Annotated in this window: 15 protein-coding genes; 9 read left to right on the forward strand and 6 right to left on the reverse strand. The window is 51.2% G+C overall.

Going from position 1 to position 14,515, the window contains the following annotated elements; genetic code table 11:
• Positions 1–134: 134 nt before the first annotated feature.
• The 4 genes from BM231_RS00690 to BM231_RS00705 form a co-directional block, all read right to left on the reverse strand.
• Complete coding sequence (locus BM231_RS00690; protein ID WP_208859964.1) at positions 135–743, reverse strand: superoxide dismutase family protein; 609 nt, start codon at positions 741–743, stop codon at positions 135–137.
• A 199-nt stretch (positions 744–942) separates the two neighbouring features.
• Complete coding sequence (locus tag BM231_RS00695) at positions 943–1,878, reverse strand: prephenate/arogenate dehydrogenase family protein (protein ID WP_093516004.1); 936 nt, start codon at positions 1,876–1,878, stop codon at positions 943–945.
• Positions 1,879–1,896: 18 nt separating this feature from the next.
• Positions 1,897–2,994, reverse strand: a complete 1,098-nt coding sequence (gene hisC, locus BM231_RS00700) for a histidinol-phosphate transaminase (RefSeq protein ID WP_093516006.1) — start codon at positions 2,992–2,994, stop codon at positions 1,897–1,899.
• 32 nt (positions 2,995–3,026) lie between these two features.
• On the reverse strand, positions 3,027–3,875 hold the full coding sequence (locus BM231_RS00705; RefSeq protein ID WP_093516008.1) for a chorismate mutase: 849 nt from the start codon (positions 3,873–3,875) through the stop codon (positions 3,027–3,029).
• A gap of 284 nt (positions 3,876–4,159) precedes the next feature.
• Between BM231_RS00705 and metX the strand changes: the two genes are divergently transcribed.
• Positions 4,160–5,308, forward strand: a complete 1,149-nt coding sequence (gene metX, locus BM231_RS00710) for a homoserine O-acetyltransferase MetX (protein ID WP_208860049.1) — start codon at positions 4,160–4,162, stop codon at positions 5,306–5,308.
• 43 nt (positions 5,309–5,351) lie between these two features.
• A complete protein-coding gene (gene metW / locus BM231_RS00715) occupies positions 5,352–5,975 on the forward strand; it encodes a methionine biosynthesis protein MetW (protein WP_063301561.1) in 624 nt (207 codons plus the stop codon).
• A gap of 7 nt (positions 5,976–5,982) precedes the next feature.
• Here metW and BM231_RS00720 read toward each other — a convergent pair whose 3' ends face one another.
• A complete protein-coding gene (locus BM231_RS00720) occupies positions 5,983–6,783 on the reverse strand; it encodes a class I SAM-dependent methyltransferase (protein WP_063301560.1) in 801 nt (266 codons plus the stop codon).
• Between the two features lie 183 nt (positions 6,784–6,966).
• On the opposite strand from BM231_RS00720, the gene gloB reads away from it, so the two are divergent.
• The 4 genes from gloB to BM231_RS00740 all read left to right on the forward strand — a co-directional run bounded on the left by gloB (position 6,967) and on the right by BM231_RS00740 (position 10,981).
• Entirely contained in the window at positions 6,967–7,740 is a 774-nt protein-coding gene (gene gloB, locus BM231_RS00725; RefSeq protein WP_093516012.1) for a hydroxyacylglutathione hydrolase, read from the forward strand.
• Positions 7,740–8,183, forward strand: coding sequence for a cupin domain-containing protein (locus BM231_RS00730; RefSeq protein WP_093516014.1), 444 nt, complete (start codon positions 7,740–7,742; stop codon positions 8,181–8,183). Before gloB ends, BM231_RS00730 begins: the two co-directional genes overlap by 1 nt.
• 495 nt (positions 8,184–8,678) lie before the next feature.
• On the forward strand, positions 8,679–9,923 hold the full coding sequence (locus BM231_RS00735) for an argininosuccinate synthase (RefSeq protein WP_093516016.1): 1,245 nt from the start codon (positions 8,679–8,681) through the stop codon (positions 9,921–9,923).
• Between the two features lie 206 nt (positions 9,924–10,129).
• Entirely contained in the window at positions 10,130–10,981 is an 852-nt protein-coding gene (locus tag BM231_RS00740; RefSeq protein WP_093516018.1) for a class I SAM-dependent DNA methyltransferase, read from the forward strand.
• 3 nt (positions 10,982–10,984) lie between these two features.
• Here the strand turns inward: BM231_RS00740 and BM231_RS00745 are convergent, their stop codons facing one another.
• A complete protein-coding gene (locus BM231_RS00745; RefSeq protein ID WP_208859965.1) occupies positions 10,985–11,518 on the reverse strand; it encodes an MAPEG family protein in 534 nt (177 codons plus the stop codon).
• Positions 11,519–11,642: 124 nt separating this feature from the next.
• Between BM231_RS00745 and BM231_RS00750 the strand changes: the two genes are divergently transcribed.
• From BM231_RS00750 to BM231_RS00760, 3 genes are all read left to right on the forward strand, one after another.
• Entirely contained in the window at positions 11,643–12,854 is a 1,212-nt protein-coding gene (locus BM231_RS00750) for a winged helix-turn-helix domain-containing protein (RefSeq protein ID WP_093516970.1), read from the forward strand.
• An 87-nt stretch (positions 12,855–12,941) separates the two neighbouring features.
• A complete protein-coding gene (locus tag BM231_RS00755; protein ID WP_208859966.1) occupies positions 12,942–13,835 on the forward strand; it encodes a hypothetical protein in 894 nt (297 codons plus the stop codon).
• A 141-nt stretch (positions 13,836–13,976) separates the two neighbouring features.
• A complete protein-coding gene (locus tag BM231_RS00760; RefSeq protein WP_093516020.1) occupies positions 13,977–14,414 on the forward strand; it encodes a hypothetical protein in 438 nt (145 codons plus the stop codon).
• The last annotated feature ends 101 nt before the right edge of the window (positions 14,415–14,515 follow it).

Below are 14,515 nucleotides of genomic sequence, written 5' to 3' on the forward strand. Positions count from 1 at the left end.
CCGGGCGAGGCGAGCAGCCAATGCCGAAGAAACATACCTAACAAGTAGCGCAGGCAAAGCCTGCTCGCCTTGCTCCACCCGTTTAACGGGAACCTTCAGCGCCAACACTGCATGGAAAACCATGCGGTGCTAAACTACTTGGTGTCGCTTGCTGGCTCTTCAGGGTAGCTCTGGAAACTATCCGCATTTTGCTTAATCGGTACAATCACACCACAAGCAATCCGCCCTCCGGCATCACCAGTCGGCTGACTGTGATAATCGTCTGGATCAGCATGAACAATCAGCGCCCTGCCCGGTCCACCAATCAGGCTGTCCTTGTCATCGGGAGCCAGGTCTAAGATTTCAGAGAAGTACTCGACGACAATCTTTCCATTCTCGGGCACATGAAGATTTGGAAGATCGCCCGCATGCGGTCCATCAGGAACTTCAATCCCATGCTCATGCCCTTCAGGTGCGAAATGACCTCCAGCAGCCGAAAAGGTTGGCTCACATAGACCAGTTTCATGAACATGGAACCCATGTACGCCAGCAGGCAAGCCATCAAATGCCGCTGTAATATGGAGGGTCTGGCTCAAGGTCTCAGTCAACACGACACGGCCGACCTGCTTGCCATCAACGTCTTTCATAATGGCAACAGCGGTCGGCCCAGCGGGCACCTGATCTTCTTTAGAAGCCATCGCAGCAAAACTCGCAACAGCAAACCCGGCTGCAACAACTGCCGCCAATCCACTCAGCTTCATCATCCAATAAACTCCTGAAAGCGCTTTATTCATCCTCAGAATATTCAGCGGAGAGGCCACCTCAAAATCACTCTTGAAACCTCGGTAAACCAACACCGCCTACCCAGCTGATAAGTTGACCAGTCTTGGTTACACCTTCAAAAGAAAACCCGGATCAGAACCAATCTGACCCGGGCTAAACATTCATAAAACCAACAAGACCTTACTCTGCTGGCTCGCCTTTTTCGTTCTCACGACCAAAGTTCGGCGCCGCTGATTCCTGACCAGCTTCAACAAGCTGATGGCGAATATCTTTGGTCCGCGCAAACAGTTTGAACAAGGCATCACCATCACTCCACCGGATCGCCCGCTGCAAGGCAGACAGATCCTCAGAAAAGCGAGACAGCATTTCAAGAATGGCTTCTTTGTTGTTCAGGCACACATCACGCCACATGGTCGGGTCAGAAGACGCGAGACGTGTGAAGTCACGGAAACCGGAAGCAGAGTACTTGATCACTTCTGACTTGGTCACAGTCTCCAAATCATCAGCCGTACCCACGATGTTGTAGGCGATGATATGCGGAAGATGAGACACAACAGCCAACACCAGATCGTGGTGCTCAGCATCCATGGTGTCCACATGAGAGCCACACGCTTCCCAGAAGGCAGTCAGGCGCTCTGTAGCACCCGCATCACTGTCGCTATCTGGCGTAAGAATGCACCAGCGGTTCTCAAAGAGAGAGGCAAAGCCAGCATCAGGGCCAGAATACTCAGTACCAGCAACCGGGTGGCCTGCAATAAAATGCACGTCGTCCGGCATATGCGGTTTCATCGCTGAAATAACGGAGGCCTTCACAGAACCCACGTCAGTTACAATCGCACCCTCAGCTAAATGAGGGCCAATAGTTTTCGCCACGGCTCCACATGCACCAACCGGCACACAAACGATTACAAGGTCTGCCCCTTTAACGGCTTCTGCTGCGTCCAGATAATATCGGTCCCCAAGCTTCAACTCTTCCGCACGCTTCAGAGTAACTTCTGAGCGTGTGGATACAACAATTTCACCCGCCAGCTTTTCGCGGCGCATGACATGCGAAAGAGAGGAGCCGATCAGACCGATACCAATCAGTGCGACCCGGCCAAACAAGGGTTCAGACATGGAGACCTTCTATTAGAACTACTTCAGAAATTCAGTGAGAGCAGCCACAACATCTCTGTTGGCTTCCTCACTACCGATTGACATGCGCAGGGCATTGTCAAATCCATAGGCTTTCACCTGCCTCAGCACACACCCGCGTTCCAGCAGGAAGGCATCCGCATCGACAGCCCGCTTACCCTGTTCCTCAGGGAAATGGATCAGAATGAAATTGCCGACACTTGGCGTAACGTCAAGACCTAGTTTGGTCAGTTCGTTAACTACCCACGGCAACCATTCATTATTGTGGCTAACTGCTTGCTCAATAAACGCCTGATCGCGCACAGCAGCAGCACCAGCTGCAATTGCAGCAGCATTCATGTTAAACGGCCCACGAATACGGCCCAATGCATCAATGATATGCTCAGGACCATACGCCCAGCCAACACGCAGCGCTGGCAAACCGTAAGCCTTTGAGAACGTCCGTGTCATGACAACGTTTTCGGAGTTCGCAACAAGCTCAATACCGGACTGATAATCATTCCGGCGCACATACTCAGCGTAGGCCGCATCGAGAACCAGAATACAGGTCTTCGGCAACCCGGCGTGCAAACGCTTAACTTCGTCAAACGGAATATAAGTGCCAGTCGGGTTATTCGGATTGGCCACAAAAACCATTTTGGTTTTCTCGGTCACACGTTCCAAGATGGCATCCACGTCCGTCTTAAGATCTTTCTCTGGAGCGATAACAGGCGTCGCACCAGCTGCATGAATCGCAATCTTATAAACAAGGAAGCCGTGCGTGGTATAAATAGCCTCATCACCTTCACCCAGATACGCATAGGCCAGCAGGCTCAGCACTTCATCAGAGCCACAGCCACATATAACATGATCAGGGTTCAGGCCGTATACTTCACCAATTGCTGTGCGAAGTTCACCAGCACTTCCATCAGGGTAAAACTGAAGCTCAGAAATGGTGCGGTAAGCTTCAAGCGCTTTCGGGCTCGCACCTAAAGGAGATTCATTGGAAGAGAGCTTATGTAGTTTATGGCCACCATTTGCCTTCGCTTTACCGGGTACATACGGATCAATTGCCAACACACCAGCACGAGGGACAGGGCGTACTACCTGCTCTTCCATCAACTCATTCCTTTATTCAAAAAACACGCAGTTTAACCAACTGCGTCTGCTTCACTATCAAATTCATCATCTAGGTCAAGCGGCGCGGGGTATCCACCGACATATCTAAGTTTATCCGGCGTCGCCTCAGCAGCTTCAAAGAAAGTCGCCAGCTCCTGCTCGGATATATTCCCCGGAACAGCTAATAACGCATCTACGCCTTCAAAACTGCGATAAAAACTCAACACTTCTATACCTTTGTGCATCAATGAGCCCGGTATAGTTCCCGTCCAGCGCACATCATAAACACAAATATCCGGCTTCTCTGTTTCAGCAGTCTGGGCCGCAACCACAACAGCAGGCAGATCAGCAGGTCTGTCCTGAACAACCAAAAACGGAAGCCGTGCAATAATCGAGGGTCCATTGGTGCCATCATCCCGGGCACCCATGCCACGCCACCAAGGCGTTTCTGCACGCTCTTCCAAGCCGATCACACCAAGATCGACCTGTGAATAATCAACTGCTGCAAGCACAGCAGACGGGTCTATCTCACGCTGTTGTTCAATTGCGTAACCGAAATAAAAGCGTGTCAGCTCACTCATTGCGAGTCGATCCGCACTACCATCAAGATGTACACGATAAGTTGTCTGGGCATTTGTTAGCGAAGAGATTATCTCACGCCAAATATGTTCCAATGACATAATAGGCAGAACACCGCGATGGTTCTCAACCAACCGCCGCATAATATCTGCTTCACGAGAGGGCCGAAAAACAGCATGCATAGAACCTTGTTCAGCTTTTGCCGCAACAATATGCTCAATCAGGTCAGCACGCTCCATAAGCAAGGCATGCAGTTTATCATCAACTTCATCTAGTTTATCGCGGACTTGAGACAAGCTCATTTTTGAATCCGAAACTGATGAAGACCCAGACATTGCACTAACCCACTCGAATTATTGAACAGAACCTATGTAAATTCATAGGAAACAACGACGGTGAAAGCAAAAGAAAACGTTGACACACTGCCAATTGGCACCTAGCAAAAACTCTCTTGCAATCCCTAGAGGAACACCCAATTCGCCTTCACAACACCGCGGAAGAAAACATGACTGAGACTGCCAGCGCAAAACCGGAGAAGACTCCGAATATCTCGCCCTCAACACAAGCCAGTGTTGCAGCGGAACAGATGGATATGCCTGCCAGCAAGCTCATGCGATTTGGTTCAGACAACCCTCTTCGGCTTGATGAAGGCACGGAACTCACCCCCTGGCAGATTGCTTATGAGACCTATGGCGAGCTGAACGAAGACAAAACCAACGCCATTCTTGTGTGCCACGCCCTCACTGGCGATCAGTATGTTGCCTCCGAGAACCCTGTAACCGGCAAACCCGGTTGGTGGTCAATGATGGTCGGTCCTGGGCAACCAGTGGACACCGACAAGTATTTCGTCATCTGCGCAAATGTGCTTGGCGGTTGCCTCGGCACCACTGGCCCTGCATGCACCAATCCGGAAACCAATGAGGTTTACGGGTTAGACCTGCCTGTCGTCACAATCGGCGATATGGTGCGCTCCCAGGCAAAACTGGTTGAAGCGCTCGGTATCGAAACTCTTTTCGCAGTCGTCGGCGGCTCCATGGGCGGCATGCAAGTGCTGCAATGGGCATCTGCCTATCCAGAGAAAGTATTTGCAGCAGTCCCAATCGCAGCTGGTCCGCGCCACTCCAGCCAGAACATTGCCTTCCATGAGGTAGGCCGTCAGGCTGTCATGGCAGATCCAGACTGGTGCCACGGACAATATGCCAAAGAAGGCAAACGCCCTATGAAGGGTCTGTCTGTTGCCCGCATGGCCGCGCACATCACCTACATGTCTGATGAAAGCTTGCACAGCAAGTTCGGCCGCAACCTGCAAGATCGATCAGCCATCACTTTCGGCTTCGATGCAGACTTCCAAATCGAGAGCTATCTGCGCCATCAAGGCATGACGTTCGTTGATCGTTTCGACGCAAACTCATATCTCTATGTGACCCGCGCGATGGATTACTTCGACCTCGCGGCAACACATGGCGGCAAACTGGCCAACGCATTTTTGCATAGCACAACCCGCTTCTGCGTCATGTCGTTTACAACGGACTGGCTTTTCCCAACCTCGGAAAGCAAAGACATTGTACGAGCCCTCAACGCAGCTGGAGCAAACGTCTCCTTTGTTGAGATCGAGAGCTCACGGGGACACGATGCATTCCTTCTTGATGAACCTGAACTGTTCAAAACAATGCGTGGCTTCCTGACAGGAGCAGCAAAAGCCAGAGGTATTCCCGCACCGGGAAATGGTGATTGACCGTAACACTGAGCAGTAAGCTTCATCAGAAAGCAGATTCATTATGAAAAAACATGATTTGAGTAATGTACGCGGCGATCACCGAATTCTCTGCGATTTTGTAGCATCGGGCTCGCGCGTTCTGGACATCGGTTGCGGCACTGGTGAATTGCTGGAACTGCTGATCGACACTCGCGGCGTTGATGGCCGTGGCTTCGACACCTCTCAAAAAGGCGTGAATGAAGCCGTTGCCCGCGGGCTCTCAGTTGTTCAGGGGGATGCAGACAATGACCTTGCAGCCTACCCGGACGACGCTTTTGATTACGCAATTCTAAGCCATACTCTTCAGGCGACCATGGACCCCAAACAGGTTCTTGAGCAGTTACTGCGCATCGGCAAGAAAGTCGTCGTGTCCTTCCCTAATTTCGGCCACTGGCGCAACCGTATGCAGTTGCTGTTCAACGGCAGAATGCCAGTCACCGACTATCTGCCTTACGAGTGGTATGACACACCAAACATTCACTTCTGCACGATCCGGGACTTTGTTGCTCTCTCCGAAGAGGTCCATGCTAAAGTTATTAAGGCAGAGGCTCTGGATGCAAGAGGTCAGCGCATTGGGTTCAACGCACCATGGTGGGTATGGAACCTGATCGGCGATCAGGCCGTCTTCCTTCTGGAGCGGAAGTAATCAGAACTCAGCTTTCGCCCTCGTTGGCGAAAGTTCCCTCTTGCTGGCGACTATGCCCGTTCATCGCCTGCGCACCAGCAGTCTTGCCGTTAGGCAGAAAGACTGGCCGCAACACACGCGTCACGTGGCTCGCTTTCATCGGAATACCACGGTACACCTGCTTCTCAGCTTCTGTGACCAGCAACCCCGCAAATGCTGACCAGGCCACAGCCCCTAAACGCTCAAAACTCCGTGCATTCTTCAAAACCATTCTCGAGTTCGTCGGCGGCACAAACAGTGCTTCTTCCCGCGAAACAACAGAAAGATGATGATTACTCAGGAAGTTATCGAGCTGTGGCCGTGAATAAGGACGACCATACCCAAACGGTGAAACCTCTGACCGTGCCCACGCCCCACGTCGATTAGGAACAATCACAATCACCCGTCCACCCGGAGACAAGACCCGGTAGACTTCATCCAGCAACGCCCCCGGCTGTCCTGCCATCTCCAGCGAATGCACGAGTAAGATGCGGTCAATACAGGAATCTGGGAACGGCAGCTGACCATCTTCCATCAGGAAGGCTTTGTTCGGCACTTCAACTTCACGCGGCCACTTCACCACGCCTTGCGCGGCAGGCATTCCGGCAAACACACGATTGGTCTTTTTCAGATAAGGCCGCAGATAAGGAGCTGCATATCCAATACCCAGCAAACTCTGACCATGCATTTCAGGCCAAAGCATTTTTACGCGGCTCCCAACCAGCACCCGAAGCATCCGTCCAAGTGGCAGGTCGTAGAACTCTTTTAAGTGAGTAACATCAAGATACAACTGGTTCTCCGCGCGTTGCCTTCTCTTATCATGGGGTGCCAGAGCTCTGGGCGCAACGCTTCTTCCTGACGATTTGCAAGCTTAAATCAACCACACCCAGAGTTTTGTGAGTTTGCAGTTGAATTTGACAGCTTGTCCTCTCATGATCTCATAAAGATATACTATACGCTTGGGAGCTGGTTGATGATTGAAGTTGAAGTTCGGCAGTTTGTTTGTCTGAAAGATAATTTCGGCGTTCTCGTTCACCACCCCGACAGCGGTTGTACAGTCGCAATTGATGTTCCAGAAGCAGCCCCCTACTTACAGGTTCTGGAAGAAACCGGTTGGAACCTGACCGACATTCTCATCACACACCATCACTGGGACCATATCGGCGGAATGGCCGAACTCGTTGAGAAGACAGGTGCAAAGGTAACCGGGCCAGAACGCTCCCGCCAACACATCACGGGCATGAACCGCTTTGTAGAGGACGGAGATGACATTCTCGTTGGCCCTATTGCTGTTAAAGCCATAGGTACACCGGGCCATACACTTGACCATATCTCCTGGTGGTTCCAAGAAGCAGGTATTGCTCACACAGGCGACACACTCTTCGCACTCGGCTGCGGCCGCGTTTTCGAAGGCGATCCCGAGATGATGTGGGCTTCACTGAGCCATCTGGCAAACACACTACCACCAGAAACAAGGATCTATTGCGGTCACGAATACACGCTGGCCAACGCCAAATTCGCTCTTACTATCGATCCAAACAATCAAGCATTACAGGAACGCACAAAACGCATCGAGGCGCTTCGCGAAGTTGGACGCCCTACCCTGCCAACATCCATGGCAGCAGAGCTTTCAACCAATCCGTTTTTGAGGGTTCGCAATCCTGAAGTTCAAAAAAACCTCAACATGGTCAATGCTGAACCAGTTGATGTCTTCACAGAAATCCGCCGCCGCAAGGACAGCTTCTGATGTCAGTCGACCAAATCAGCTCCTCAGCAACAGCTGAAGAAATCATCGCAGCATTGCAGATGAAAGAGCATCCAGAAGGTGGCTATTACACCGAAACCTTCCGGGATGAAGAAGGCCCTAGAGGCCGTGGCTATTCAACAGCTATCTACTATCTCCTCAAGAAGCACCAGAAATCTCATTGGCACCGGATCGACGCGATTGAGACGTGGCACTACTACGGAGGCGCCCCGCTCCGGCTCTCCATCAGCTCCGAGGAAGGCATCCAAAATGATATCATCCTTGGCATGGATGTACTGAACGGACAACGCCCTCAAGGCATCGTACCTCGTCATGCATGGCAATCCGCCCAAAGCCTCGGCGAATGGACATTAGTCGGCTGCACCGTTGCTCCAGGGTTTCTCTTCGATGGCTTCGAGTTGGCACCGCCAGACTGGAATCCTTGAGCCAAAGTCATCGAATCGGGCAATAAGAACCTCAATAAGCTTGATCAAATCTCAAAGAAATTTACACGCAATTTTAGACAAAAGACGCATAAGACCTACCCGGAAACCTTCGTAGATACAGAGACTTGTTGGTTAACTACAGGACACTGGAAAAGTTTTCTGCGCATAAACTCTATGGTTTTTCCGCAGATACAGTTGAGATGTCATGCAGTTTAGCAACTCTCTGTTCGCACCCAAAACGTGCAAATTTTGTAGCATCAGAGCATAACGTAGCAGTCATTATCTTCGCGTTATCAAAACCTTACATATCCAACAGCCCAACCCAACAAGAGCTTCTATTCACATCATCATCAGGAACACCTGTAAGTAGCTCAACTATCCCGATTAATAACTCAGCACTCAATCCTCAATCACCGCTTGCGTTGCTCGCTCTGCTCGGTAGATTGCCCAGCGTAGGCGCTTTATGCGCCCGAACACACATTTGGAAGCTAATCTATGGCCCAAGGCGACATCAAAAAGGTTGTGCTTGCCTATTCTGGCGGGCTCGACACCTCGATTATTCTAAAGTGGTTGCAGGCGGAATACGGCTGCGAAGTTGTAACTTTTACTGCTGACTTAGGTCAGGGTGAAGAGTTGGAACCAGCACGACGAAAAGCTGAACTGCTTGGTATTCGAGAAATCTACATTGATGATCTCCGTGAGGAATTCATTCGGGATTTCGTATTCCCGATGTTCCGGGCCAACGCAGTTTACGAAGGCGTTTATCTCCTCGGCACCTCTATCGCCCGTCCGCTCATTTCCAAGCGTCTCATCGAGATCGCTGAGCAAACCGGCGCAGACGCTGTTGCGCATGGCGCGACCGGTAAAGGTAACGACCAGGTACGCTTCGAGCTGGCTTGCTACGCATTGAACCCAGACATCAAGGTGATCGCACCTTGGCGTGACTGGACGCTGAAGTCCCGTACTGACCTGATCGAGTTCGCAGAACAGCATCAGATCCCGGTACCAAAGGACAAGCGCGGCGAAGCACCGTTCTCTGTTGACGCAAACATGCTTCATTCGTCTTCCGAAGGTAAAGTTTTGGAAGATCCGAATGAAGAAGCACCAGAGTATGTCTTCCAGCGCACCGTTGACCCGCTCAGCGCGCCAGACGAAGTCACCGAGATCGAAATCGGCTTCGAAAAAGGTGATGCGTGCTCCATCAATGGCGTACACATGTCTCCGGCAACCCTGTTTGCCAAGCTGAACGATTACGGCCGCGACAACGGCATTGGCCGTCTTGATCTGGTAGAAAACCGCTTCGTTGGCATGAAGTCCCGCGGCATCTACGAAACACCAGGCGGAACAATTCTCCTTTCGGCACACCGTGCGATGGAATCCATCACACTGGACCGTGACGCTGCTCACCTCAAAGATGAGCTAATGCCGCGCTACGCAAAGCTGATCTACAACGGCTTCTGGTTCTCACCTGAGCGCGAAATGCTTCAGGCGATGATCGATAAGTCGCAGGAGCTTGTGACGGGCACCGTTAAGCTGAAGCTCTACAAAGGCAACGTCATCGTTGTTGGTCGTGCGTCTCCTTACTCTCTCTACTCAGAAGAACTGGTGACTTTCGAAGACGACCACGGCGCTTACGACCAGAAAGACGCTGCAGGCTTCATCCGCCTCAATGCTCTACGTTTGCGTACACTGGCAAAGCGGAACCAGATGACCAAAGCAAAAGAGTTGACAGACGCCTGAAAGGGTAAAAGCTCCTAAGCTTTAAACTAGTTACTAAGCCCGCAGTGGAAACACTGCGGGTTTTATTTTGCGCAATACCTAGCAACAAAAATACACCTACTTGCTGTTGATTACCTCAAGACGATCAACCCAAAGAGGCTTACTGTTCATTAATTTTTTCATGGCTCAATCATGTCAGTATTCAAAGATGAGGATACTGCTCAGCGATGAAGAATGACAAAAAAGAACAAGAAACAAACCCCGTTGCAGATTTCCTCCGGCATTTCGTGATCTATGATCATGTACTCAACCTCAAAGAGACCGGAGAGTTCAACGGAGCTGCCGATCACTTGCTAAACCTTCTTGGGCAAGGGGGCTCTGAAAGCTCAGAAGATGCCCTTGATCTACCGCTAGCAAACGCGAACTCAGAAAAACTGGACAGCATGCCAGCCGAGTATGTTTCCGCTCTGTTTGACCAGAAAGCGAAGATTTTTGATATCAAGCTTCTGGAGATCCTCCAATACAGCCTACCAACCAAGATCCACGAAAAAATCACCACTCTCAATCTTGGCCCCTTTAAACGTCTCTTAGATCTAGGTTGTGGCACTGGCTTAGCTGCCGAACTTTTCGAAGATCAGATCCCTTATAAAACTGGCGTCGATATTTCAGAGGAGATGCTCAAGTTAGCGAAAGACAAGGAGATCTACGACGATCTCCAACAATGCGAAATCAACGAGTTTCTCGATCAGGATCATCCTCAGAAATGGGACTTAATAATCGCATCAGAGCTCTTTCCATACTTTGGTTCATTGGAAGACCTCTTCGCAGGTGTCGCCCATAACATCGAAAAGAATGGCGTGTTCTTGTTCTCCGCTGAAGCTGTGATGGAGCCTACCTCCGATACTCCACCCTACATTATGAGTGACAGCTGCCGCTTCACACACACAGAAAACTACCTCCGCAATCTCTTGAAGCAATTTGACTTTGCAGTCATCGACTTTACGCAGACCACACTCCGGCAGGAGTGCGAAAATCCGGTGCGTGGACACCTCGTAGTCGCTCGCCACATACCAAAGTGAGCACTACAACCCGGCCATCAACGTAATCAGCACGACCACCAGCATTAAAATACTTGGATAGAAGGTCAGCGCAAAGCCGGTTCCACGCCATGGTGCACCCTTCTCATAGCTTGCAAAAAACAGGATACGCCCAAGCGCAAACAGCAGTGCTGCTAACAAAGGCACAGACATCGTGCTACCGGGCATAACCGCAGCCCAAGCAATGTAGATGAACCCTGCCAACACCCCCTGCTCAAGTGTATTTTGCAAAATACTCTGCAGCATTTTGGCTTCCTCACTGCCGTGGGTTAGCCCTCCTCCATCAATGTCATCAGCATGATAAAACCTGCGCATCGCCAGACGACCTATGGAAATCATAAGCAGCAAGGCAGGTGATAATAATGAAACCGCTGCCACCCAAAGCCGTTCAGAGGCATTCCAGTCCGCGGCAAATCCAAATGGATTGAGAAGCGCACCAAACAAAAGCACAATCGCGGTCACCAACGCTCCGACAATCATCCGCTGAAACACACCCCGCTGTTTTTCTGCAAAGTCCAATGCAACCTCCATTTAGAGAACATAATAGGAACAAACCCACAACTATCTGATGCGGACTGCTTGCGGCAAGGCGCTGCCTCTCCTAGCCTAGGTACGTCTGACCAAGCAGGAGACTTTGATGACTATGGAAGCGCAGTTAGTTTTAAAAGTTGATAACGCCGCTGCGCGTCGCTTGTTTCTGCAGAAACACGCCCTTCTCGAAGCGCCAACAGGCTCCTCGAAAGGAGAGGACCTCCTCAATCTCATTCACCGCATTGGCTTTGTGCAGGTTGATAGCATCAACACTGTAGAGCGTGCGCACCACATGATCTTATGGTCACGCCGCCAAAGTTACCGCCCCAAACATCTCAAGAAACTGCTGGAGAATGACAGAAGCCTCTTTGAGCACTGGACGCATGATGCCTCAATCATTCCAACCGAGTTCTTCCCTTATTGGCACTACCGCTTCCAAAAGAGCGCAGAGAGCTTGCAATCTCGCTGGAAGGTCTGGCGTGGTGCCGAGTATCAGGAAAAACTCAACCTCATTCTAAGGCATATCGAAGAAAACGGCCCCGCCGGCACCTCAGATGTCGGCAAGGATGAAAAGCGTAGCAAAGGCGGATGGTGGGAGTGGAACCCATCCAAAACAGCGCTTGAATACCTATGGCGTACCGGACAAATTTCCGTCTCCCGGCGCGAGAACTTCCAGAAACTCTATGACCTGACAGAGCGCGTCATCCCTGCTGATCATCTGACCACCAAGCCCAGTCATCAAGAGACCGTGGATTGGGCCTGTAACTCTGCAATCGACCGCCTTGGTTTCGCTACGCCCAGCGAAATTGCAGCCTATTGGGACAAACTAGACCTTGCCGATGTAAAAGCGTGGTGTGAGCATGCCCAGAAGCATCAGGAACTGATCCCTATTGAGATTCAGGCTGCCAGCGACACGAAGCCCAAATTATGCCTCGCACGCCCTCAAATTGAAGATGAGCTGAAATCTCTCGATACTCCTTCCCAGCGGATCCGCATCCTCAGTCCATTCGATCCGGCATTAAGAGACCGCAAGCGTGCCGAGTTCCTCTTTGATTTCAATTACCGCATCGAAATCTTCGTCCCTGAACCAAAACGGCAATACGGTTATTACGTCTTCCCGGTAATGGAGGGGGACAAGTTAATTGGCCGCGTTGATATGAAACGTGACAAAACCTCCAATGCTTTGGCCGTGAAACGCTTCTGGCCCGAGACTAGCATTCGCATGGGCAAAGGTCGCCTACAACGATTGGAAGCTGAACTGGAGCGATGCACTCAATTTGCTGGCTGTGAAGATCTTCAGTTCCTCTCAGCTTGGCAAGGATAGCCCATTGGATGGCGGGACTATCAGAAACGTAAGTAACCTCCAATACTGCAGGCAAACTTCGCATTCTCGCCAGCACCAAGAGAGCAAATGGGCCAGCTTTTGCAAACTTTGTTGCGTCTTCTGCTCTGCCTTGTGGCGCTGCATACCTCTGCCAGCCTGGCCCAATCACTCTTAGATTTAGACGACCACTTCACTTTCAATCCGCAAGGCAAGTACCAACCCCGCCTCATCGGCCTGTTTGAGACAGACCGCAATAACACGTCTGGAGCCGCCGAAGTCATCACGCCGGTTTTTCAGGACAGTCATGGCATGTTCTTCGCAGATATCCGCTCTCGCAACTCCTCTGACGCTGTATATCTCCTAAGTGCTGGCGGTGGCCTCCGTCACTTTGTGCGGCCAAACCTGATTGGCAGCACCTACATCTTCATGAACTACAAGGAAGATTATGAACGCGGCCCCGAAACTGCAGTCACCACGGGCATCGAGTTTCTGGCAAATAACTATGAAGCTCGCTTCAACGCACAATTCCCGACAAGCAAAGCCCGTATTCTGGAACCAGAGCCGGGCAGCATAGACCAACGCGAAAGCGTCCCTCTCCTCAATCTCTCAGGAGAGATCGGTTACGACCTCCCCGGAACTGAAGATCTGGGGTTCGGCCTCCGAATCTATGCAGGAGGCTTTTATAGAACTGCCAACAACATTGAAGAGATAAGCGGAGCGCAGGGACGGTTTGAAATATCCCATGCAGGCTGGTTTGGCCTACCAGGATTAAAGACCACATTTGTTGGACAGATCCGCTATCACAGCGACATCAACTATCCCATTGGTGCTTTTCAACTCCGCATAGGCCTTCCCATTGTCAAATATTGGAACGGCATCGCCGTCGATAATTATAACGAACTCTCTCATATAGAACGTCGCATGACGGAACGTGTGCGACGCCCCCTCACTATTCACAGTCGCACGCGTCGTATTCCCTAGAACTCCACTAAAAATGAAGGCCCTAGGCATTAAACCACTCGAAGCGTTACCCCTCCCGGTTTCAGGGCATCACAGACCCCCAGCATTAATGTTAATCTTTTCCGATAGGATACCGCTTCCAGCTCTTCCGGGGACAACCACATGAGGACTATTCCACTCACGCTTATTCCGTTCTTGCTCTACAACGCTGTGGCATTTCGGTGGTTTGAAGATCTAGAGCCGGTGCTTGATCAGGGCTACAACGTCACTCCTTGGGCTGCCATTGTATTCCAGATCCCACTGCCATCCGGACTACTCGTTCCTCTGGATGTCGCCACCCTTCTGCTTGCAGGCACTTTGGTGCTGCTCTTCGTCGAGATCATCAAAGCCACCAGAACCAGCACACTCTCACTGGTAGATCACAGTCTGTCCTTGCTGATCCTCGTGGCCTACCTGATTGAGTTCCTCTCGGTGCAAGAAGCCGCTACCCCGCTCTTCCTGCTGCTCATGACCATCACATTTCTGGATGTTATCGCCGGGTTCGTCATCACCTTGTCCAGCGCTCGTCGAGATGTGGTGGTGGCAGCCAGCAACAGCTAACAGCAGCAACTCCAAGGCTGGCAACCAATCTCAGCATTACGTTTCAATGCACAAAGGGCACCCAGTTGGATGCCCTCACGCCAGTTATAATGTGCAACGCG

The sequence above is a fragment of the Pseudovibrio ascidiaceicola genome, from assembly GCF_900114245.1.
GTDB lineage: Bacteria > Pseudomonadota > Alphaproteobacteria > Rhizobiales > Stappiaceae > Pseudovibrio > Pseudovibrio ascidiaceicola.

Excerpts from the sequence above, each read along its gene's own strand:
- BM231_RS00690 (WP_208859964.1), bottom strand. The coding sequence starts at position 743 with ATGATGAAGCTGAGTGGATTGGCGGCAGTTGTTGCAGCCGGGTTTGCT.
- BM231_RS00695 (WP_093516004.1), bottom strand. The coding sequence starts at position 1,878 with ATGTCTGAACCCTTGTTTGGCCGGGTCGCACTGATTGGTATCGGTCTG.
- hisC (WP_093516006.1), bottom strand. The coding sequence starts at position 2,994 with ATGGAAGAGCAGGTAGTACGCCCTGTCCCTCGTGCTGGTGTGTTGGCA.
- BM231_RS00705 (WP_093516008.1), bottom strand. The coding sequence starts at position 3,875 with ATGAGCTTGTCTCAAGTCCGCGATAAACTAGATGAAGTTGATGATAAA.
- metX (WP_208860049.1), top strand. The coding sequence starts at position 4,160 with ATGGATATGCCTGCCAGCAAGCTCATGCGATTTGGTTCAGACAACCCT.
- metW (WP_063301561.1), top strand. The coding sequence starts at position 5,352 with ATGAAAAAACATGATTTGAGTAATGTACGCGGCGATCACCGAATTCTC.
- gloB (WP_093516012.1), top strand. The coding sequence starts at position 6,967 with ATGATTGAAGTTGAAGTTCGGCAGTTTGTTTGTCTGAAAGATAATTTC.
- BM231_RS00730 (WP_093516014.1), top strand. The coding sequence starts at position 7,740 with ATGTCAGTCGACCAAATCAGCTCCTCAGCAACAGCTGAAGAAATCATC.
- BM231_RS00735 (WP_093516016.1), top strand. The coding sequence starts at position 8,679 with ATGGCCCAAGGCGACATCAAAAAGGTTGTGCTTGCCTATTCTGGCGGG.
- BM231_RS00740 (WP_093516018.1), top strand. The coding sequence starts at position 10,130 with ATGAAGAATGACAAAAAAGAACAAGAAACAAACCCCGTTGCAGATTTC.
- BM231_RS00750 (WP_093516970.1), top strand. The coding sequence starts at position 11,643 with ATGGAAGCGCAGTTAGTTTTAAAAGTTGATAACGCCGCTGCGCGTCGC.
- BM231_RS00755 (WP_208859966.1), top strand. The coding sequence starts at position 12,942 with ATGGGCCAGCTTTTGCAAACTTTGTTGCGTCTTCTGCTCTGCCTTGTG.
- BM231_RS00760 (WP_093516020.1), top strand. The coding sequence starts at position 13,977 with ATGAGGACTATTCCACTCACGCTTATTCCGTTCTTGCTCTACAACGCT.